This is a genomic window from Agaribacterium sp. ZY112 (assembly GCF_041346925.1).
In the GTDB taxonomy this organism is placed as follows: Bacteria; Pseudomonadota; Gammaproteobacteria; order Pseudomonadales; family Cellvibrionaceae; genus Agaribacterium.
On record NZ_CP166840.1, the window covers coordinates 2831012 to 2852920 of the forward strand.

The 21909-nt window shown below is 46.0% G+C and carries 19 protein-coding genes and 2 tRNA genes; 18 read left to right on the forward strand and 3 right to left on the reverse strand.

The genetic code is table 11. The features are described 5' to 3' along the window. Positions 1 to 27: 27 nt before the first annotated feature. The 11 genes from AB1S55_RS12280 to AB1S55_RS12330 all read left to right on the forward strand — a co-directional run bounded on the left by AB1S55_RS12280 (position 28) and on the right by AB1S55_RS12330 (position 14630). Positions 28 to 528, forward strand: coding sequence for a cytochrome c-type biogenesis protein CcmH (locus tag AB1S55_RS12280; protein WP_370978473.1), 501 nt, complete (start codon positions 28 to 30; stop codon positions 526 to 528). After that, a complete protein-coding gene (locus AB1S55_RS12285; RefSeq protein WP_370978474.1) occupies positions 528 to 1715 on the forward strand; it encodes a tetratricopeptide repeat protein in 1188 nt (395 codons plus the stop codon). The genes AB1S55_RS12280 and AB1S55_RS12285 overlap by 1 nt, the downstream gene beginning before the upstream one ends. A gap of 164 nt (positions 1716 to 1879) precedes the next feature. Beyond that, a complete protein-coding gene (smc, locus tag AB1S55_RS12290; protein ID WP_370978475.1) occupies positions 1880 to 5377 on the forward strand; it encodes a chromosome segregation protein SMC in 3498 nt (1165 codons plus the stop codon). Positions 5378 to 5394: 17 nt separating this feature from the next. Further along, a complete protein-coding gene (gene zipA, locus AB1S55_RS12295; protein WP_370978476.1) occupies positions 5395 to 6390 on the forward strand; it encodes a cell division protein ZipA in 996 nt (331 codons plus the stop codon). A 14-nt stretch (positions 6391 to 6404) separates the two neighbouring features. Next, on the forward strand, positions 6405 to 8420 hold the full coding sequence (ligA, locus tag AB1S55_RS12300) for an NAD-dependent DNA ligase LigA (RefSeq protein ID WP_370978477.1): 2016 nt from the start codon (positions 6405 to 6407) through the stop codon (positions 8418 to 8420). Then, positions 8386 to 9081 carry a transglycosylase SLT domain-containing protein gene (locus tag AB1S55_RS12305; RefSeq protein WP_370978478.1) on the forward strand — a complete coding sequence of 232 codons (696 nt, stop codon included), beginning with the start codon at positions 8386 to 8388 and terminating at the stop codon, positions 9079 to 9081. The genes ligA and AB1S55_RS12305 overlap by 35 nt, the downstream gene beginning before the upstream one ends. Positions 9082 to 9110: 29 nt before the next feature. Next, the gene (locus AB1S55_RS12310; protein WP_370978479.1) at positions 9111 to 9527 is read left to right on the forward strand and encodes a hypothetical protein; all 417 of its coding nucleotides are present in this window, start codon (positions 9111 to 9113) and stop codon (positions 9525 to 9527) included. Positions 9528 to 9529: 2 nt separating this feature from the next. Beyond that, positions 9530 to 9748 (forward strand): hypothetical protein, encoded by a 219-nt coding sequence (locus AB1S55_RS12315; RefSeq protein WP_370978480.1) that lies wholly within the window; start codon positions 9530 to 9532, stop codon positions 9746 to 9748. 221 nt (positions 9749 to 9969) lie between these two features. After that, complete coding sequence (locus AB1S55_RS12320; RefSeq protein WP_370978481.1) at positions 9970 to 11751, forward strand: acyl-CoA dehydrogenase C-terminal domain-containing protein; 1782 nt, start codon at positions 9970 to 9972, stop codon at positions 11749 to 11751. 49 nt (positions 11752 to 11800) lie between these two features. Then, positions 11801 to 13402, forward strand: coding sequence for an AMP-binding protein (locus AB1S55_RS12325; protein ID WP_370978482.1), 1602 nt, complete (start codon positions 11801 to 11803; stop codon positions 13400 to 13402). 85 nt (positions 13403 to 13487) lie between these two features. Further along, complete coding sequence (locus AB1S55_RS12330) at positions 13488 to 14630, forward strand: patatin-like phospholipase family protein (RefSeq protein ID WP_370978483.1); 1143 nt, start codon at positions 13488 to 13490, stop codon at positions 14628 to 14630. 32 nt (positions 14631 to 14662) lie between these two features. On the opposite strand, the gene AB1S55_RS12335 is transcribed toward AB1S55_RS12330, so the two are convergent. Beyond that, a complete protein-coding gene (locus AB1S55_RS12335; protein WP_370978484.1) occupies positions 14663 to 14932 on the reverse strand; it encodes a hypothetical protein in 270 nt (89 codons plus the stop codon). Between the two features lie 283 nt (positions 14933 to 15215). Here AB1S55_RS12335 and AB1S55_RS12340 point away from each other — a divergent pair, with 283 nt between their 5' ends. After that, the gene (locus AB1S55_RS12340) at positions 15216 to 15488 is read left to right on the forward strand and encodes a hypothetical protein (protein ID WP_370978485.1); all 273 of its coding nucleotides are present in this window, start codon (positions 15216 to 15218) and stop codon (positions 15486 to 15488) included. 70 nt (positions 15489 to 15558) lie between these two features. On the opposite strand, the gene hpf is transcribed toward AB1S55_RS12340, so the two are convergent. Then, positions 15559 to 15936, reverse strand: a complete 378-nt coding sequence (gene hpf, locus AB1S55_RS12345; RefSeq protein WP_370978486.1) for a ribosome hibernation-promoting factor, HPF/YfiA family — start codon at positions 15934 to 15936, stop codon at positions 15559 to 15561. Between the two features lie 295 nt (positions 15937 to 16231). Further along, positions 16232 to 16849, reverse strand: a complete 618-nt coding sequence (locus AB1S55_RS12350) for an FKBP-type peptidyl-prolyl cis-trans isomerase (protein WP_370978487.1) — start codon at positions 16847 to 16849, stop codon at positions 16232 to 16234. 126 nt (positions 16850 to 16975) lie between these two features. On the opposite strand from AB1S55_RS12350, the gene AB1S55_RS12355 reads away from it, so the two are divergent. The 6 genes from AB1S55_RS12355 to AB1S55_RS12380 all read left to right on the forward strand — a co-directional run bounded on the left by AB1S55_RS12355 (position 16976) and on the right by AB1S55_RS12380 (position 21896). Next, positions 16976 to 18178: a PilT/PilU family type 4a pilus ATPase gene (locus AB1S55_RS12355; protein ID WP_370978488.1), complete on the forward strand. Its 1203-nt coding sequence runs from the start codon at positions 16976 to 16978 to the stop codon at positions 18176 to 18178. A 62-nt stretch (positions 18179 to 18240) separates the two neighbouring features. After that, positions 18241 to 18735, forward strand: coding sequence for a flavin reductase family protein (locus tag AB1S55_RS12360; protein WP_370978489.1), 495 nt, complete (start codon positions 18241 to 18243; stop codon positions 18733 to 18735). Between the two features lie 61 nt (positions 18736 to 18796). After that, positions 18797 to 18872: transfer RNA gene (locus AB1S55_RS12365), tRNA-Val, on the forward strand. Between the two features lie 33 nt (positions 18873 to 18905). Beyond that, positions 18906 to 18982, forward strand: a tRNA-Asp gene (locus AB1S55_RS12370). Between the two features lie 587 nt (positions 18983 to 19569). Continuing rightward, entirely contained in the window at positions 19570 to 20931 is a 1362-nt protein-coding gene (locus AB1S55_RS12375) for a hypothetical protein (RefSeq protein WP_370978490.1), read from the forward strand. 8 nt (positions 20932 to 20939) lie between these two features. Beyond that, a complete protein-coding gene (locus AB1S55_RS12380) occupies positions 20940 to 21896 on the forward strand; it encodes a 1-aminocyclopropane-1-carboxylate deaminase/D-cysteine desulfhydrase (protein ID WP_370978491.1) in 957 nt (318 codons plus the stop codon). The last annotated feature ends 13 nt before the right edge of the window (positions 21897 to 21909 follow it).

Below are 21909 nucleotides of genomic sequence, written 5' to 3' on the forward strand. Positions count from 1 at the left end.
CGGCATCTTTGTTTTTGAGTATGTCCGATGAAACGCGTTCAAACCCTGTTAGTGCTGTTGCTGGCCCTTACTGCTCCTATTAGCTTGCATGCAGAACCAGAGAATAAAGATCTCTATGCTTTTGATAGTACCCATCAGCGTGACATCTTTAATAATTTGAATGCGGGTTTACGTTGCCCTAAATGTCAGAACCAGAACCTTGCAGATTCGAACTCTGAAATTGCTAAGACGATGCGTGATGTGATTGCTGAAGAAATTCTTCAGGGGCAGAACGAAGAAGAGATTAAGCAGTTGATGGTCGATCGCTATGGCAATTTTGTTTTGTATGAGCCTCCTAAGCAAAAAGAGACAGCCATTTTATGGTTGGGACCTCCTATCTTATTTACCCTATTACTGGTTGTGTTTTTTGCTGTGCTGCGTGGGCGTAGTCAGCGTATAGCTGAAGCAGGAAAAGGGCAAAACAAAGCCGATAGGCAAGCAACACAACAGCATGATGATTCAGACCTAAGTGGCGAGCGTAGCGAATAATGGCTTTTTGGCAGGTTTTTTTAGTATTTTCAGTATTGGCAGCCTTGAGTCTGGCTTGGCCTTTTGTGCGTCATTTTACGGCTTTGCGCCGAGGGCTTAAGGCTCAGGCAAAGCGTGACGCAGATGGTTCGAATGATACGGCGGCAAGTATCAAGCTCGACTTTCATACCTTAGATGCGGTGCCTCCTAGTGTGGTGCCTGGACGTTTCACCCGTCGTATTTTCTTAGTGATGTGCGTACTTCTCCCTATTTGTGCCTTAGTGCTTTATGGGCAGTTAGGAGCGAAAGAAGATTGGAATATCACACAGATGAGCCGGGCAATGTTTATGTCGTCTACGCCTGCAACACGTGAGGAAAGGCAAGTTTTAGTTGATCGTTTACAGGCGCGTTTACAACAACGCCCAGAAAATGGTCAGCTTTGGTTTATGTTGGGCGCAGCAGCTACCGATCTTGGTGATTTTGAATTGGCGGTACAGGCTTATATGGAGTTGCTTGTTTTGTATCCCGATTCGTCTCGTGTTCGTGCTGAGTTGGCGCAGTCTCTGTTTATGCGTGCAGGCAATACGGTGACGCCTGAGGTGCGCAAGCAGACAGCCAAGGCATTGGAGATTGACCCTCAAATGCCGACCGCACTCGGCTTGGCTGGTATTGATGCTTTTCAGTCTGGTAAATATGAGCAGGCTATTGGCCTTTGGCAAGCGGCGGTGCAACAGCTTGACCCTAATTCATCTGCGGCTCGGGTTCTCAGTGGTGGTATAGCTAGTGCTAAAGAAGCATTGGCCAAAAATGGATTACGCCCAAGTAAAAAAGCAGTGCAAAAGCCTGCAAGCGATGATGCTAAGGCAGACTTACTTATTCATGTTTCACTAGGAGAAGAGGTTACGGGCTTGACCGGAAATGAGACGGTTTTTGTATATGCTCGCGCTTGGCAGGGCAGCAAAATGCCTTTGGCTATTCAGCGTATTCAAGTTTCTGAGCTACCTAAGATCGTACGTTTAAACAGTGATACCGCTATGGCTCAGGGCATGGACATTCATTCGGCGCCAGAATTAGAAGCCGTCGCAAGGGTTTCTTTACAAGGATCAGCCTCACCGCAAGCGGGTGATTGGACGATAAGTAAAGGGCCTATTGTTTTGGCTAAAGACAGTGCTGCCGTAGAGTTGATTATCAGTGAGCAGTTGCGCTAATAGGGCTTATGGGGACAGTGGTTCTGCTTGCTATCAATTCTGTTTGAAATGTGTAGAATCTGACCCTTGGATTTGAGCAAGCTAAGAGGGCTTGCTTATATGGCGTTCGGCTAAAAACAAACAATAGTTCCGCGCTTGAAATACCTTAGGATAAAAACAGCAGTATGCGTTTAAAGACCATTAAACTCGCGGGGTTTAAGAGCTTCGTCGATCCCACTTCGGTGAATTTACCGAGCAATATGTGTGCGGTCGTAGGCCCCAATGGCTGTGGCAAGTCGAATATTATCGATGCTGTACGTTGGGTGATGGGTGAAAGCTCAGCCAAAAACCTGCGCGGCGAAGCCATGACGGATGTTATTTTTAACGGCTCTAACTCCCGTAAGCCAGTTGGTCAGGCATCCATCGAACTGGTGTTTGATAACAGTGATGGCACGATCACCGGTGAATACGCAGGTTACGCTGAAATCAGTGTAAAGCGCCGGGTGACACGTGATGCTCAAAACCTTTATTATCTAAACGGCAACCGCTGTCGTCGTCGTGATATTACCGACATCTTCTTGGGCACAGGTCTAGGCCCGCGCAGTTACGCGATTATTGAGCAGGGCATGATCAGTCGTTTGATTGACGCTAAGCCTGAAGATTTGCGTGTCTATATTGAAGAAGCTGCCGGCATCTCTAAATATAAAGAGCGCCGTAAAGATACCGAAAGTCGCATGCGTCGTACGCATGAGAACCTAGAGCGCTTAACCGATATTCGTGAAGAGTTAGAGCGTCAGCTCGCTCGCCTTGAGCGCCAAGCCAAAGCTGCTGAGAAATACTCCATTCTTAAAAAGGATGAGCGTGATTTTAGTGCCAAGCTACAAGGCTTGCGTTACAGCGTCTTAAAAAATAAAGGTGATGTGCTTCGAAAAGAGATCACCGAAGCCGAGTTGGGGGTTGAGGCTTCCGTTACCCAGCGCGTGAAATTTGATTCAGCGATTGAAAAATACCGTACCGATTTCAGTGAAAAATCCGATTTATTTAATCAGGTTCAAGGCAAGTTTTACGCCTTGGGAGCTGATATTGCTCGTATTGAGCAAAGCATCAAGCACACTCAAGAGCGTGAGCGCACCTTGCGCCTCGATCTTGAACAAACTGAGCGCGATGTGCGTGATGCCAGCGAACATTTGAATCTTGACCAAGAAAAAGTTGAAGGTTGGGAAGCTGAATTACTTGAGCTTGGCCCCGAGATCGAGATGCTTGAAGAGGCTCAAGAGCTTGCCCATGAAACCTTGCAGGGCAGCGAAGAGTCTATGCATGCTTGGCAACAAGACTGGGATTCATTTAACCAAAAAGCTGCTGAGCCTAAGCAAGCGGCTGAAGTTCAGCAGAGTCGCATTCAATACCTAGAACAAGTTCAGCAGCGTTTATTGCAGCGAAAAGAAAAAATTGAGGCGGAAAACGCCGATACAGATCACGGCATTGATGCTGAAGAGCTTGAGTTACAAGAAGAACAGCTGGCCGAGCTTGAGCTTGAAATAGAGCAGCTCGGTGAAAAGAGTGGCGAGTTCTCTGAGCGCATTGCCGAGCTACGCGACAGTCATGCCGACACGGCCGAGCAGCGCAACCAAGTATTAAGTAGCTTGCAAAGTGATAAAGGTCGCTTAGCCTCACTTGAAGCCTTGCAGGCCGCCGCGCTTGGTAAAGAAGGCGGTGATGCTCAAGCTTGGATGGACAGCCAAGGCTTGGATGCCGAACAGCGTTTAGCTGAAAAACTGAAGGTCGACAGCGGTTGGGAAAGCGCTTTAGAAGTTGTATTGGGTTCGTCCTTGCAAGCCGTGTGCGCCGATACTGAAATTGACGCCTTATTGGGCGATTTAAGTGCGCTTGATATCAGCTTGGACGTCGTGGCTAAAGCTGCTTCAATTAGTGCTGAAGCCGATACCTTGGCCTCTAAAGTTCAGTGTGATTACAGTATCCCTGCGCAGCTTAACAACATTTTCTGTGTTGACGATTTAGCTCAAGCTCAGGCGCGCTTGGCATCCTTAAGCGCTGATCAAAGCATCGTGACTAAAGATGGTTATTGGTTAAGCCTTAATTGGTTGCGTGTGACACGTCGCAGTGACAGTGAAGCCGGTGTGATTGCGCGCACCGCTGAGATCGAGACGCTCAGTGCCAGTGTTGCCGAGAAAAGTGAACAGATTGATGAACTTGCTGATCAAATATCAGCAAGTAAAGAGGCATTAAAGCAGGCTGAAAGCGACGCAGAGCAAACGCGCCGCGAGCAAGAACATAAGCGCCGTGAAAGCAATAGCTTACGTGACAGCTTAAATCTGCAAAAGAGTAAAATTGAGAAAGCTTTACAGGCTCAACAGCGTGCAAAGCAAGACCTTGGTGAAATCGCTCAGCAGCTCGATTTAGAGACTGAAAATCTAGCAGAGGCTCGTGCCTTGTTAGAAGAAGCCATTATGGCGATTGAAAGTGATACTGAAGAGCGTGAAACGCTGTTAGCTCGGCGTGATGACCTGCGTTCGACCTTGGATGATGCCCGCCAGAAAGCTCGCCATGCTCAAGATAAGCGCCACGAGCTGGCTATGCGTCAGCGTTCAGCTCAAGGTCAACTTGAATCCATGCGCTCAGGTATTCAGCGTTTAAACGAACAAATTGCGCGAATGACCGAGCGCCGCGAGCAGTTGCGTGAGTCACTTGAAGAAGCTGTTAACCCTGAAGAGGAAAGCCAGCTAGAGCTTGAAGATTTACTTGAGCGTCGAGTGAGCCTCGAGAAGAAACTTGGTGAGGCTCGAGCAGAGCTTGAAGAGACTGAACACGCTTTGCGCGATACTGAAAGTCAGCGAGATAACGCAGAGAAAACTGTGGCAGAGCAGCGCGGTAAGTTGGAATCTTCGCGCCTTGATTTGCAAACTTTGGAAGTGAAAGCGCAGAACATTGAACAGTTGCTTAAAGAACAAGAGTTGGATCTTGATTTTGTGCTTGCCAGTATTGCCGAAGATGATAGCGAACAAGCGCTAGAGCAAGAGCTGCAAGCCATTGCTAATCGAATTCAGCGTTTAGGCGCCATTAATCTTGCTGCGATTGATGAATATAAAACAGAAAGTGAACGTAAACTCTATCTTGATGAGCAAAACGATGACTTATGCGAAGCGCTAGAAACACTTGAGGCAGCTATTCGTAAAATTGATAAAGAAACACGTACGCGATTTAAAGAAACCTACGATCAAGTGAACAGTGGTTTCAAGGGCTTGTTCCCGCGTTTGTTTGGTGGCGGTCATGCTTACCTCGAGTTAACTGGTGATGACTTGTTAAATACCGGTGTTGCCATTATGGCAAGACCTCCTGGTAAGAAAAACTCAACCATTCACTTACTTTCAGGTGGTGAAAAAGCGTTGACGGCGATTGCTTTAGTATTTTCTATCTTTCAACTTAATCCTGCGCCGTTTTGTATGCTTGATGAGGTTGATGCGCCATTGGATGATGCGAACGTTGGACGCTATGCAAACATCGTTGAGGCGATGTCTGAGCATGTTCAGTTTATTTATATTACGCATAATAAAATCGCCATGGAAAAAGCGCATCACCTACTTGGTGTAACTATGCAAGAAGCGGGGGTCAGCCGTATGGTGACCGTAGATGTTGAGGAAGCTGCAGAACTTGCAGCATTGTAATTAAGGAGAGGGCTGTTGTGAGCGATACCGTGTCGGTCATTATTGTCATATTGATTATTGCCATTGTTCTTGATGGTATTCGTCGCGCGCGTAAAGGTCGCGGCGAAAAAGTTAAACTAAGCGCAAATGCGCGTCGTGCTGACAAGCTTTTTGGAGAGCAAGATTCGTCTGAGGCAACATCCATTGTTAGCCCAGCACGTAAAAAGCCGTCTTCAGAGGCTGCTGAGTCAGTTGTGCATAAGCAGAAAATCAGCGCAGAGCCTGTGCAAAATCAACTGGACCTTGATGAGCCTGTGCCGATGTTAATGGACAGTGTGGTTCAGGAAGAATCCGAGCCAAAATTGGGTGAGTTAAGTGATCTTGATGAGATTCTTGGTGTTGACCAAGTAAGCACGAGTTCATCCACTGATGATCTTGAGAGCTCGCTGGGTTTACATTCTGCGGCAGCTGTTCAGGAGGGGGCTCAAGCGGATAGGCTGGTCACGGAAAAGAGAAACAGTAAAAAGGAAGAAAAGAAAAAAGAATCTTTATTTTCTTCCTTTTCAAGTAAATCAGATGAAAAGAGTGAGCCTGTTCCTACTCAACCTGAAGAGCTATTGATTATTAATGTTATGTCACCGAAAGGCTTGATCTTTAATGGCGACGCCTTATTAGCGGCATTAACTGACGTTAATATGAAATTTGGTCAGCGCGGTATTTTTAATCGACACTTAGATAATGACGCTGACGGTGCAGTTCTTTATAGCGCTGCCAATATGATAGAGCCGGGTAATTTTGACTTAAGTTCGATGAACGAAAGTCAAACACCTGGTATTTGCCTGTTTTTAACTTTGCCATGTGCCGGTGAAGGGGTGCAGGCTTATGACGATTTAGTACGCACCGCAAAAAGTATTGCAGAGCAGCTTGGTGGTGAGTTAAAAGATGAAAATCGCAGTACCTTAACCAATCAAAGCATTGAGCATGGTCGCCAGCGCGTGATTGAGTTTGAACGCAAACAAAAGCTTTATAAATGAGTGCTAGCAGTTAAATGATAGATAAGACGAGCCTGAAGCAAGAATATCAGGCCCTATGTGAGCAATTGCACTATCACGGACATCGTTATTATGTGCTTGATGCCCCTGAAATTTCAGATTCGCAATACGATCGTTTATTTCAGCGCTTATTAGAAATAGAGAATCAAGAACCTTCATGGCGTACAGCTGAATCACCGTCTCAGCGTGTTGGTGGCGCGCCGCTAGATGCCTTTAGTTCTGTTGAGCATCGTATTCCTATGCTCAGTTTGGACAATGCTTTTTCAAATGACGATTTACTCGCGTTTCAAAAACGAATAAATGACAGGCTCGAAGGCGATCATGATTATCGTTTTGTTTGTGAGCCTAAATTTGATGGTATTGCTGCTAGCCTTATTTATCAGAATGGCAAGCTTATACAAGCTGCCACGCGTGGTGATGGTCGTCGTGGCGAAGACATAACGCAAAACATTAGAACGGTTCAAAGTGTGCCTTTGCGTTTAAGTGGACAGGGCTTTCCAGATCTTTTTGAGGTGCGTGGTGAGGTGTATATGCCTCACGCCGGTTTTGAGGCTTTTAACAAGCGCGCAGCTGCTAACAATCAAAAACCTTTTGTTAATCCTCGCAATGCTGCGGCAGGCAGCTTAAGGCAGCTCGATTCAAAAGTAACTGCTCAGCGATCCTTGGAGTTCTGCGCTTATAGTGTCGGCTATGTCGAGGGGGAGCATTTTGCACAAAGCCATAGTGGTGCTTTAAGTCAGTTAAAGTGCTGGGGTTTTTTAGTTAGCGATTTACTCGACAGCGTTGATACGATTGAGCAGTGTATTGAGTATTTTGAGTCGATGGAAGCTAAGCGTAGCCGCTTACCCTTTGATATTGATGGTATTGTATTTAAAGTTGATGAGTTTGCGGTTCAAGATACGCTAGGCTTTGTTTCTCGGGCACCGCGCTGGGCAATAGCGCGAAAGTTTCCTGCTCAAGAGGAGATAACTGAGCTTGAATCGGTTGAGTTTCAAGTGGGGCGCACAGGAGCGATTACTCCTGTTGCTAAGTTGAAGCCGGTCTTTGTTGGTGGTGTAACGGTGAGTAATGCTACTTTGCACAACCGCGAAGAAATAGAGCGCCTGTCTGTTTGTGTTGGCGATTCTGTCGTTATTCGTCGCGCTGGTGATGTTATTCCTCAGATTGTTGCTGTGGTTGAGTCTAAGCGTCCTGCAGATGCTCAAACCATTGTTTTTCCTAAGCGTTGTCCCGCCTGTGATTCAATATTAAGCGTGAATGATGATGAAGCTGCTATTCGCTGTGATGCGGGTTTAAGTTGTATTGCTCAAGTTAAAGAGGCCATCCGACATTTTGCCTCCCGCGATGCGATGGATGTTGATGGGCTTGGTGAAAAACTGGTTGATCAACTGGTTGATGCAAAATTGATTACTGATGTCGCCGATTTATTTAAGCTTCAAGTGCATGAACTCGCTTCACTTGAGCGAATGGGGCAGAAATCAGCGCAGAACCTCATTGATGCTTTGCTTAAAGCCAAGCAAACAAGTTTTGAACGTTTTTTGTATTCTTTAGGAATACGCGAAGTAGGGCAAGCAACTTCTCGTAATCTTGTACAGCATTTTGCCTCGCTTACAGCCCTTCAATCTGCAAGCATAGAGCAGCTACTTGAGGTCGATGATGTGGGGCCTATTGTTGCTGCTCATATAGTGCACTTTTTTGAAAAGCCTGAAAACCTATGCACTGTTAATGCGTTGCTTGATGCTGGTGTGGTTTGGCAAGACGTAGCGCAAAAGAAAACGGATCTAGCTGGGCAAACATGGGTTTTGACTGGTACGCTCGAAACCATGGGCCGCAATGAAGCCAAAGCGAAGTTATTAGAGCTTGGAGCCAAGGTCAGCGGCAGTGTCAGCAAAAAAACAACTCGTGTTGTTGCGGGGCCTGGTGCTGGCTCAAAGCTTGCCAAAGCAGAATCACTCGGCGTAGATGTCTGGACTGAAGATGAATTTAGAGAGTTTTTACAGCACCATGCTTAAGGTTCATTCGGTTAATAAGACGTGCTTGGCACATTTTTGTTTTTCTGCTTCCCTTTTTCGCTTTATAAAAGTTATAACTCTTATTGTTTTTGTTTTTATCTTTAGTGCCTGTACAACGGCACCGCCAAAGAATAAAGACAATATTTGTGACATCTTTGATGAGAAAAGTGGTTGGTATAAAGATGCCAAAAAGGCCAGTAAGCGCTGGGGGGTACCGATTTCAGTCAATATGGCCTTTATGCACCAAGAAAGTCGCTTTGTCGCTAAAGCAAAGCCACCACGTAAAAAGTACTTAGGTTTTATTCCTGGGCCTCGCTTAAGCAGTGCTTATGGTTATTCGCAGGCTAAAGACAGCACCTGGGATTGGTATAAAGACAGTGCGCCTCACTGGGGAGCCGATCGTGACGATTTTGATGATGCCATCGACTTTGTGGCGTGGTATAACCATTTAAGTAGTAAAAAACTGGGGATTCGAACCAACGATGCCTACAGTTTGTATTTAGCTTATCACGAGGGCATGGGTGGTTATTCTCGCAAAACCTATAACAAAAAGCCGTGGTTGAAAGATGTTGCTAAAAAGGTTTCTCGCAGGGCAAATAATTACAGTGCGCAACTTAAAAAATGTGAGAAACGTTTAAATAGCGGTTGGTGGTTTTTCTAAAATAATTGATTAAATCAATGGTTATATAAATGAAACGTGAGTCCGTTGTTTACGGCTATATCAAAGATCAGAGCATTGCCAAAGAGCTTGATCAACGCAGCCATCAAAATAGCGATGTAACAGGTAATTTGCCGAACATCGATGAGTTTATGCACCTGAATAAAGATATGTTTTCTAAACCTATTAGCCAGGGTTTGGTTGAAGGTTTTGATAGTTATCTTATTCCTTTTGGAGCTTGCTATGATGGCGTCGAATATGAATGGGATTCTTGGCTTGAGTCTTTTGAAACCATGCTTAAAGGCATGTATTGGGTCAGTGCAGTGGTGCATCTTGAAACTGAGATCAACGGCAAGCACAGTTTTACTTGGGAGCTTGATGATGGTGAGCACAGGCCTGGTGATGAAGTTGAACGCAGGCATCTAGAATGGGTTCACGATAGGCTGTAACAGTGAAAAAAGTTGCTTTTAAATTTAATCGCCGCCACACAATGTACACAACTCTAATTGCATGTGCGGTTGGCTTGTGGATGATGCTTACCCGTTTTGGCTTAAGCAAAGAAATATTCTTAAGTTACTTACTGCTCACCTTTGTTTTTGTTGGTGGTTTAATTGCTATTGCTGCCTTAATCGGTTTTATCCTGCGTAAACTGCAAGAGCGGTCCGAATAAGCGCTTTCTCGGCGGATTTGTAGCTTTTCGTATATATCGCCGCTATCCACCAGCCTTTATACCGGTTTGATGTGTTAGCTCCATTGTTTTGAGCTTCACGCTTCTATTCTTTCTCTCTTCTTTGCTATATCGCTAAGCCTTTACCCTGATTGATATGTTCTACACTTTAACTAGGAGCGTATTGCTTTTCGCCGCTCGCTATCTTGGCAAAAGGGGAATGTATGACGGATTACAAGGCTCGTCTAAGGGATTTAGAATTTGTATTGCTTGAGCTACTTGCTTATGAACCGCATTACCAGAGTTTAGGTATGGGCGATGAATTGGCTGCGGACATGCTCAAAGCCATATTGGAAGAGGCTGCAAAGTTTTGTGAGCAAGTGATTGCGCCGCTGAACCAAGTTGGCGATAGAGAGGGTTGTCAGTGGCGAGATGGGCAGGTAACGACCCCAACAGGTTTTAAAGAAGCCTATCGGAAATATGTGGAGGCAGGCTGGCCTTCCATGTCGCACGATGTGAATTATGGCGGCCAAGGTTTACCTGAATCTTTGGGGACTATGGTCAGTGAATTAGTTGGCACTGCTAATTGGGCTTGGGCGATGTACCCAGGTTTAAGTCATGGCGCCATGCGAACCTTGTCCATGCATGGTACTGAGCAGCAACGCGAGCTCTACCTTAGTAAACTTATTGAGGGGCGCTGGACAGGTACAATGTGTTTAACCGAACCCCACTGTGGTACTGATCTAGGCATGCTGAAAACAAAGGCGTCTCCACGCGAGGATGGCTCTTACAGTATTAGCGGCACTAAAATCTTTATTTCTGCGGGTGAGCACGATTTAAGTGACAATATTGTACATATCGTATTGGCCCGCTTACCTGATGCGCCAGAAGGCACTAAAGGCATATCTTTATTTATTGTGCCCAAGTACCTACCAGAAGGAAGTGAAGTAGGGGCTCGCAATGGCGTTAACTGTGGCTCGCTAGAGCATAAAATGGGCATTCACGGTAATGCCACTGCTTTATTAAATTTTGATGAGGCTCAGGGGTGGTTAATCGGCCCAGCGAATAAAGGTTTGAACTGCATGTTTACCTTTATGAATACAGCGCGAGTGGGCACCGCTTTGCAGGGCTTGGCACATGCTGAGTTGGGTTATCAAAAGTCTTTAGCTTATTGCAAGGAGCGTTTGCAAGGGCGAGCGCTCAGTGGGGCAAAAAACAAAGAAGGCCCCGCCGATCCAATCATTGTGCACTCTGATGTTAGGCGTATGTTACTGACGCAAAAAGCTTTTGCTGAAGGTGGGCGTATGCTTATTTATTACATCTGTAAACAGGTGGATATTGAGCAAATAAGCACTGATAAAGACGAAAAGAAAAAAGCTTCAGATCTTCTTGCTTTATTAACACCTATTGCTAAAGCATTTTTAACAGAGACAGGCTTAGAGTCGGCTAACCTTGCGATGCAGTGCTTTGGTGGCCACGGTTATATCGCTGAGTGGGGCATGGAGCAAAATGTGCGTGATGCTCGTATTAGCACGCTATATGAGGGAACCACGGGTGTACAGGCGCTTGATTTACTTGGCCGTAAAGTTTTAATGACTCAAGGCGAGTTATTAAAGGTATTTACAAAAGAAATTCATCTTTATTGCAAGGCTCGTGAGGGGCAGGCAGGCTTAAGTGAATTTATTAGCCCGCTGGCCCAATTAAACAAACAGTGGGGCGGGCTGGCTACCCATGTTGGGCTGGCTGCAATAGAAGATGCCGAAGAAGTCAGCGCTGCATGTGTCGACTTTTTAATGTATTCAGGGTACGTTTGTCTCGCCTATTTTTGGGCTCAGGCTGCCGAGCTGGCACTGAAAAATACGGATCAATCGGATCCTATCTACAGTTCTAAGCTTAAAACAGCCCGTTTTTATTACTCACGAGTGCTGCCTCGTAGTCTTGCTTTAGCTGAAACGATTAAGGCAGGTGCTAAAGATTTGCAGGACTTTGAAATGGATGAGTTTTAATTAGTGCTTAGATGCATCATAGATATTATTGTTTAAAAGAGGTTGTGCTTTGACTCAGCGCTACGAAACCATCAATGAACTTATTGAGCATGCGTTTACAGCGTATGCGAACTTGCCGGCTTTTACTTGCATGGGGCATAGTTTAAGTTATGAGCAGCTAGATCAATTAAGTGCCCGCTTTGCGAGTTATCTACGCCATGACTTAGGTTTAAAACAAGGCGATAGAATAGCCATTCAATTGCCCAATATATTGCAATACCCGGTTGCTATGTATGGCGCTATTCGTGCTGGTTTAATCGTTGTTAACGTCAACCCTTTATACAGCGCACGCGAGATTAAAATTCAATTGCTTGATAGTGGGGCTCGAGCTTTAGTGGTACTGGCGAATGTGGCCAAAGCTGCAAGTGAGGTGGTTCAGCAAACAAAGCTTGAACATGTGATCGTGACTGAGCTTGGCGATATGCATCCGGGCTTAAAGCGCCCTTTAATTAACTTTGTAGTGAAGCATGTTAAGAAGTTAGTGCCGGCGTTTACCTTTGAGCGTTCGCTGCCATTTCGTCAGTGCTTGGCAAAGCCTGCTCAGCCGTTTTCTATAAAGCCTGTTGCGCAGAGCGATATTGCGGTTCTTCAATATACCGGTGGTACCACGGGTGTCAGTAAAGGCGCGATGCTGACGCATAAAAATTTATGTGCCAATGTTTGGCAGATGGTCAGCCATATGCCAGTGGCTTTTGTTGAAGGTAAAGAAACCTTTGTGGCGTGCTTGCCGCTTTACCATATTTATGCTTTTAACTTGCACGGCCTTGCGGCATTTGCAAATGGCTGCCACAACCTATTGATCCCTAATCCAAGAGATTTGGATAGTTTTATTGCTACCTTGCGTAAGACTAGATTTACGATTTTTGTCGGTATTAATACCCTGTTTAGGGCTTTGGTTAGGCATAAATCCTTAGCCTTAATTGATTTCTCTGCCCTTAAGGTGAGCTCTGCTGGTGGTATGGCGCTAACAGAAGATACCGCACATGATTGGAAGCGCTTAACGGGCTGTGATGTGCTTGAAGGTTATGGTCTTACAGAGACATCTCCAGTACTAACGGGTAATCCCTATGGCGATATACGCCTAGGCACGATTGGTACAGCGTTGCCAGAGACTGATATACGCATCCTCGATGATGACGGGCAGGAGCTCAAGCTGGGCGAGGTTGGTGAGCTTTGCGCCAAAGGTCCGCAGGTTATGCCTGGTTATTGGCGGCGAGATGAAGAAACTGCACAGGTATTTAGTCAAGATGGTTATTTCCGCACGGGTGATATGGCGGTTTGTTTAGAGGACGGTTATTACAAAATAGTTGATCGCAAGAAAGATATGATTTTGGTGTCGGGCTTTAATGTATACCCCAATGAAATCGAAGATGTTCTGACTAGCCACCCAGATATTCTGGAAGCTGCGGCAGTTGGCGTTGCCGATGATGATTGCGGTGAGATTGTTAAAGTCTTTGTCGTGCGTGAAAGTGATGAGTTAAGCGAGCGCGAAATCGTTGAGTTCTGTCGTTCAAATTTAACTCGCTACAAAGTGCCGAAATTGGTCGAGTTTCGTGATGAGTTGCCCAAGACGAATGTCGGTAAAATTTTGCGTCGAGAGTTAAAAGACTAAACTCGCTGGAGCTGGTTTGAGTGCTGCGTAAGTGTTGAGTGTCTACCACCTCTGTCGTATTAAATAAGGCAAGAAGAGGCTTTTTATGTCTGCGAATGCACTGATTCTTTCTGGGGGAGGTGCAAGAGCTGCTTATCAGGTAGGCGTCTTACTTGGGGTGAGCGATATCATTCCTCACGTTAAAAACCCTTTTCAGATTATCTCAGGTACCTCAGCTGGAGCAATTAATGCTGCCGCTATTGCTGCCCACCCAGGAAGCTTCCATCGTTCGGCTCACGACCTTGCTAATATTTGGCGAGAGCTCGAAATTCATCAGATTTTTCACAGTGATTGGCCGTCTTTGTTTGGTGGTGGTTTTAAGTTCGCTTTCAGCTTATTGAGGCAGGGTTCAAGAGGGGAGAAGCCGATTGCTCTGCTGGATAATTCGCCTCTTCGCGATACATTAAATTCGATGATCGAGTTTAGGAATATTCAGAGGCGCATTGATAAAGGTTTATTGACAGCCTTGAGTGTGACAGCACTAGGCTACAGCAGCGGGGAGTCGGTTAACTTCTTTCAAGGTCGTCCAGAGCTTAAAGGTTGGCGTCGTTATCGCCGTGTTGGAACCCCAGCTTTAATCACGGTTGATCATTTATTGGCATCTTCAGCCATCCCTGCGGTTTTCCCAACTCAAAAGCTAAGTATGGAGTACTTTGGTGATGGCGCTATGCGCCAGATGGCGCCAATTAGCTCGGCGCTGCACTTGGGGGCAGAAAAAGTATTTGTTATTGGCGTTTCAGGTAATCGTGCAGTCGGGTCTTGGGGGCAAACAGGTAAGTTTGTGAGACCAAGCCGTTCGCCTTCACTGGCTCAGATCTTGGGGCAAATGATGAATGCCGCCTTTATTGACTCATTAGAAGGAGACATAGAGCACTTGGAGCGAGTGAATGAGTTGCTGCGCTTAATCCCCAAGGACTCCGGGGCTGAGACTGGTGGGCTAAGAGAGGTCGATACCTTAATCATATCGCCCACTAAGCGCTTAGATCGCTTGGCCGCAAGACGCATCTCTAGTTTACCCAAGGCTCTGAGGTTTTTTCTAAGCACAAGTGGTGCAACAGCAAAAGAAGGCGGGGCAGGGGCGGCCAGTTATTTACTGTTCACCCATGCTTATTGTCGTGAGCTTATTGAGCTTGGTTACAAAGACGCGATGTGGGAGCGGGACAAAATAGAACGTTTTTTTGCGCCTTAGTTTTTTGTCTCTCAATTTGGGGCTTTACTTTATTAGGCTTTTTCGTTTTTTAGTGCGGCTTCAGTAATGTGGTGATAGAGCTCAATCGCTTTGGTCGCTAACTCTTGATATTCAGGGTGAGCTTCAATTTTGGCATGAATGAGTGAAGCGTCATCTAAAACCTCTTTCATGAACGTCAGGTCGTAATCTGATAGTCGTTCACCATTGTCGACACTTTCTTTTATGGCCTGTAGGCGTGGCAGGCGTGTATCCACAAAGCGCTTTAGTATCGCTTCGGCGATGACTTCTTCCTTAATGTTCATGTGAATTCCTTGAATGGGTTTATTTGTAATGACTATAAAACGTTTGCTAGTTAATTGTCGATACCACTAGATAAAAGTAGGGTGTTTTTTTAATTTATTTCTTTTAAAACATATATTTGTGGCTTCTTTTTAATTTTTTTTATAGGTTTTTCTGGGTTTGTGAGCTGATAGTAAATGTACTTTATTAGTTGCTTTTTTGTGCTGAATGTCGGTTTTATCGGCTTGACTCGCTGTTTATGCCTGCCTAAGGTATGGCCTTCAAAAGACAAAGGATTTTGTTGAGATGAGCTGGACGTTTAGAAAAGCCAAGTTGTTGGTTCACAGCGATGGACATCAGATTGAATTGAAAGCAGGTACTTGGGCTGAGCCTTTTGATATCCAACCAAAGATTGCAAGAGGTACCCCAGCTGTAGAGACCGCACGTTTAATTCGTGAGGGCATGAGTTACGCCTCAACAAACTCATCTCGCCCTCAGATGTCTAGTCAGCACAGCCCTAAGGTTGAAGCTGCAAAGGCTTATCTTGATAGATCGGATAAGCCCCGTGTGCCTGCATAGCCTTCATTTTGCTTCTTAGTTAACTAAAAAAGACCCTAATAAGGGCCTTTTTTAGTGTCGATATTGGGGCTTATATCGCTTCGTCGTACTCAGCGTAGGTATCTTCTACATCGCTGGTTTCTTGGGTTTCTTTCTGCCAATTGCTCTCACTGTTGTCATGGCGCCTTGCTTTGTTGTGCTCCTTTTGTCGCGATAAGGCCTCGTGCAGTTTAGGGCTGGCTGATGCAATGGCGGCGTACATGTTTTTACCACTGGCTTTAACGCTTAAGTGTTTACCTAAATAGAGTGTGTCGAGTTCAATTTGGTGCTGGTTCTTATCAACTTTGAGCTTGGCATTCACACGACCAACGTTGGGGAAGTGTTTATTTATTCGCTCTAGTTTTCGGCCGATTGCTTCACGTAAGGCTTCAGTCGCTTGAATGTGGTGGCCAGAAACTTCAACTCTCATAGTTCACTCCTAACAGTGCTTTTTTAGTTGCTGTATTAATGTGACAGCAACAACAGCGCCATAGTTTCATCTTTATCAAAAAAAATGCATAAGTCAGCTAACAAGAGGGGTTTCAGAGTCTGTGATGCTTGGTTTGGTTGGTTTTAATGCAAATATATGCAGGTTTTTATGGACGCTGCTGGTGCAAAAAGCTAAGCCAAGTTTTGTTTTGGGGCGAATTAGAGGCTTGTACTAACTTAAAGGCTGTTTAGAGGGCGGGGGAGGCTGAGAAAGAGTTCTCAGCCTTGAGGCAAGCTTAGCCTACGATCTCGAGAAGCTCGACATCAAATATTAGGGCAGCATAAGGAGCGATTTGTGCACCGGCACCACGCTCGCCATAGGCAAGCTCGTGAGGAACGTACAAACGGTACTTGGCGCCAACAGGCATAAGTTGAAGTGCTTCAGTCCAACCTGCAATAACACCGCTTACTGGGAATTCAGCCGGCTCACCACGATCTACAGAGCTGTCGAACACAGTGCCATCAACTAGTGTGCCGTGGTAATGTGTTTTAACGGTTGATTGGGCAGTTGGCTTGTCGCCGCTACCTTCATTAATGATTTCGTACTGTAAGCCAGACTCAAGTACGGTAACACCTTCTTTTTTGGCGTTTTCTGCAAGGAAAGCTTCGCCTTCAGCAGAAGCTACTTTGGCTTGCTCTTCTTTCTGTGCAGCCATGCGCTCGCTAATGACTTTAAATGCAGCGTCTAGCTCTTCGTGAGGAACAGCGAGTTCTGCGCCATTGAAGATATCTTTGATACCTTGGCCAACGGCATCTAGGTCTACGCCTTCAAAAGGGTTTGAAGCCAATTGTTGGCCCATTTGTAGGCCAATGCCGTAGCTGACCTTTTTTTCTACAGTGCTGTAGTCGCTCATAGTTGATCTCTTAAGCGGGGGATGAATGAAGCGCGCGAGTCTAGCACTTTTATAGGTAGCTTATAAGCACTGCGCGTTGCCGTTTCCTTTCTATACTTCAAAGGCAATGGGCAAGGAGGGCTGTGCATGAGCACACCGATAGATAACTTTCTTAAAATTCTCTCTCAGAAAGACGGTTCTGATCTTTATCTAAGTACGGGAGCGCCACCGTGTGCAAAGTTTCAAGGGACGCTAAAACCCCTGTCACAAACTAAATATCAGGCCGGTGAGATAGAAGCGATCGCCGAAGCGATTATGGATGATGAGCAGCGTGAGGCTTTCACTCATGAGTTAGAGATGAATTTGGCTGTGTCGATTCCTGGTGTTGGACGTTTTCGCATCAACATTTTTAAACAGCGAAATGAGGTCAGTATTGTTGCGAGGAATATCAATACCGAGATCCCTAAGTTTGATGACTTAGGTCTGCCAGTTGTTCTTAAAGAAGTCATCCTTAACAAAAGGGGCTTGGTGTTGTTTGTTGGTGGTACCGGCTCGGGTAAGTCGACATCGTTAGCTGCGTTGATTGATCATCGCAATAGCACCACGGGCGGTCATATTATTACTATTGAAGACCCTGTGGAGTATGTTCATCGCCATAAGAAAAGCATCATCAACCAGCGGGAGGTTGGTGTTGATACTCGCAGCTTTAGAAACGCGCTTAAAAATACATTAAGGCAGGCCCCTGATGTCATACTCATCGGTGAGATTCGCGATAGAGAAACCATGGAGCACGCTTTAGAGTTTGCGGAAACCGGTCACTTAGCTATTTCTACCCTGCACGCCAATAATGCTAATCAGGCACTTGAGCGTATTATTAACTTCTTTCCTGAAGAGCGCAGACCGCAGCTTTTGTTATCACTGTCTCAGAATTTAAGGGCCTTTGTATCCCAGAGATTGATACCCACCGTGGATGGAAAGCGCTGCGCGGCTGTTGAGGTTTTATTAGGCACCAAGACAATTCAAGAGCTTGTGCTTAAGGCTCGTCTCGAGGACATTAAAGAAATTATGGAGAAGAGTGAAAATTTAGGCATGCAAACCTTTGACGGTGCTTTATTTCACCTTTATAGGGAGGGGCGTACAGGGTATGACGATACCATCGCTAATGCGGACTCGCCCAATAACTTGCGCCTGAGAATTAAGCTTGCTGAGAAAGAAGGGCAGGTAGCAGATGGAAGTGCTGAGTTAGAAGAAGAGCCTGAAGTGACCCTACCAACAAGTTTTGCAGAGTTAAAACTAGAAGCTATTGAAGAAGATAAAGAAGAGGAGGACCCTTTTGCTCCAAAAGCTTAAGGTGCTAGTAGCTTAAGCATCAGGCTATAATGACAGCTTTGCTAAATTGAGTAGGGCTCACTTTGAAAAAAATAGATGATTTGGCCGAAGGCCTTCGTCAAGGGATGCGTCACCTTGCGTCCGGTGTGTGTATTGTTAGTGCCGGTAATAACGAGAGTGAGCGTGCAGCTATGACGGCCTCGTCGTTGACTTCTGTGTCGGACGATCCCGCCTCGTTACTCGTATGTATTAATAAAAGTGCGCAAATCGAAAATGTGCTAGCTGAAAGTGCTTATTTTAGTGTTAATATTTTAAGCTCAGAGCAACAAACTTTGAGTGATCTCTGTGCCACCCCAGGCTTAAATGAAGAACGCTTTGAGCAGGGTAATTGGCAGCAGCATGAGTCCAGTGGCTTGTATATCTTACCGGAGTCTCCGGCCGTCTTTATTTGTTCTGTTCAGGTCAGTATTGAACATGGCACCCACAATATCTATGTGGCTAATGTTGAAGCTGCTTATGTTTCAGACAAAAAGCATCAGGCCTTGGTCTATGCAGATGGAAAATATCATTATTTATAAAAAAATCGTGCAGGGGTGTTGACAACTTTTTCAAACCCTATAATATGCGCGCCTCGGTTGGGGGTGGTTAGCTCAGTTGGTAGAGCGGCGCCCTTACAAGGCGTAGGTCACAGGTTCGACTCCTGTACCACCCACCACGTTTAACTCACGATACGAGTTGTGACTACCGCGGTCCGGTAGTTCAGTTGGTTAGAATGCCGGCCTGTCACGCCGGAGGTCGAGGGTTCAAGTCCCTTCCGGATCGCCACATAAAGAAACCCCTGCATCGTAAGATGCAGGGGTTTTTTATATCTAACAGATATACATCTCCTCTATTTAGTTTAAGGCCAAGCTCAAAGGTCTTAAGCTCTGTCTTGCAGTGTTTGCCTTGTTTAAATATAAATTTCCATCCTGATAGAACTTTCTGTGCTATACCTTGTCATTATACTGTCATCATTCATAGGGAATATGGCAACACCAAAAAGTAAACAACAACACGGAGGGCGTTATGCAAGATTACGCCGATGAAATGCTTGAGCAGGCAAGTTGGGAACATATGCTTGAGCTAGATGATGAAATGGAGCTCGACGAGTTAAGTTTCTAGTCTTTGTAGTATTGCCCGCGAGCCTACGCTCGCGGCTATCCCTTTCTTCTTATTACACTTCTTTTTTAGATCTAATTTCTTCTCTGCTTTGCTTCTTTATACACGATTGATCGCTAGCCTTACTCCCGGCCCTCGCTCTTGAGTTCAAATCAAATTGTCATTTGCGCTAGTTCACATGTTGGCTCTCAAGTGCTCGCAATTTTTGCTTGGCTGTTCAATTATTAAACAAAATCTTTGCAAAGGTTGTTTGTGTGATATTTGATGCGAACGAATTAGCCCAAGCAGTGTTCTTTTTTGATGAGCAGGGCCGCTTGATTAAAGAGCTGCATATCGCTGAGTTTCAAGCTGTACTCGATGGTTTTGTGGGGCTTTCTGACTTAAGCGGTGTAGAGGCTCGTGCCTGTTATGCTGAAATAAACAGTGAGCTGAAAATCTGTAAGCTCTTGTTTTTTACTCTGCCAGTCAATCCTGATGGAAGTATTCATAAAGCTTGGCACCTGCCGCTTGCGAATTTGGCTGCGTCGGGCTTTAAAGGGCGTGATCTTGGCGCTGGCCCCATCTTAATGTCCTGCCATAGTCAGTGCCCTGCAGTGCATTTAAAGCGTGCCATGTGGGACCCTGAGCTTGGCCCTGAAAATAATACCCTGTTGATACTTAAAAAGGCTGCCGCTGAAAATAAAATGGGTTTGCTGTTTCGCTCGCCAGAGACGGTGGCGGCTCATGGGGCGGTGGATGCTGAAAGCATTGAGCGAATGGAGCTTGAGCTGGGTAATAAGCTGCGCAAAGAGCACGCCAAAGAAATGCGCGATCATATGGCTCAGCTTTTAAAAGAGCAGCGCCTTCGTATTGCAACGATGAATAGTGAGTTTGAAAATCAAAAACAGCTGGCAAAGCAGCAATTTGAGCAGCGTTTAGAGTCACAGAATCAGGCGCTTCTTAGCTCTCAACAGGAGCTTACGTATGCTCAGGCGAAGATTTCTGAGCTAGAGGCAGAGTTAGCTCAGCAAAGCGATAAGATTGCTTCGGTGCGAGATTATTTCACGCGCAAAATAGATGATGTGGTGGGCTCGGAGCAAGAGCAGCAGCTTTTATTGCGTGAAAGTATTGAGCTGGAGTTAAAAGCCAAATTTGAACATGATGACTTAGAACTCAAGCAGCGCTTGCAAAGCTGCGAATTAGAATTGTTATACCGCCAAGAGCTTGAAGAGCAATTGCAGAGCGAGTTGGCCATGTTACGCCAGCGAGCTGAGGGGGCGACTAGCCTGAGTGCTGAACAATTGTTGCAGAATTTAAGTACAAGCGGTTTGACTCTAGTGAGTTTTCAGCCGGGAACAGGGCATCTAACCGTACCCGTTGATAAAGTTCAGCAATATATCGATGGCCCCGAAGCGTATGCCGCTACGCACTGCGGTGTTAGTGAGGGGCTGTATCTGCAATGGTTAGAGCATTACAAGGTGCCTATTTGTCGTGCTGAACTTGAAACGGGGGCTGTGTGCGGAGAGAATGTCGAGCGGGTTGATAAACCTATCGATTTTTCCTCTGGAGTAAGTGATCGTTGTCCTCATTGCCAAAAACTGGCCAGTCGTGCGCATTTAAAACTAGCGAGCACTTAGTCGACCTGTTGCGTAACCCTAGTGTCGGTGCCGAATCCTTACCTTTGTTGGCCGTAAATCAGCGTCTTAATTGGGATGTGGCTGAGCGAGCAGGTGTTGAGCTTTGGCTGCGCCGAGATGATGCTATTGATCCTGAGCTAAGTGGTAATAAGTTATACAAACTTTTTGGCCACTTGCGTCACTACCAGTGTGTGCACCTTCCATCTTTGAGCGAAAGCGAAAAACGGGCTTGCCCTATGGTGAGCTTTGGTGGTGCTTTTAGTAATCATCTGCACGCCTTGGCATGCGCTGGGCAGCGCTTAGGTATTGCGACTGTTGGTATTATCCGAGGGCAGCGCCCAGCTAAGCCTTCTGCGACGTTGGTCGATCTTGAGGCCAAAGGTATGCGCTTGTATTTTATTTCGCGTAGTGATTATCGCTTGCGTCATGATCAGGCTTTTGTCACCCAGCTCTTACACGATCTAAATCTAGCGAGCTTTAGCTTTGTTGTACCGGAAGGTGGTGCTGGCGAGCTCGGTCTGCTTGGCTTGCAGGCGCTTGGGCGGCACTTGGCGACGGAGCACTGGCACGGGCTTGTTTGCGCTTGTGGCACAGGTACTACCATGCAGGGGTTGGCGCAAGGCTTGGCCAGTGCGGGCGCTAAACATTGCTCTGTGCTGGGAGTCAGTGCATTAGCCGCTGGTGATAGTGTTTGCTCTGTCTTGCGGCCAGCCATGCAACAATATGGTATCTCTTGGGGCTTAAGTAACCAGTTTCACGATGGAGGCTTTGCTCGGGTATCTAAGGACTTGTCTTCTTTTAAACAAGCGTTCGAAGCGCAGTGTGGTGTTGAGCTTGATAGGGTCTATACCCTTAAGATGTTTAGTGCCTTGCGAGCGTGGTTGCATCGAGGCATGTTTCATCAGGGGCAAAGAGTATTGGCTATTCATTCTGGTGGTTTGCAAGGGAATCGCGGTCTTGTTTGATCTTGCTTTGGTC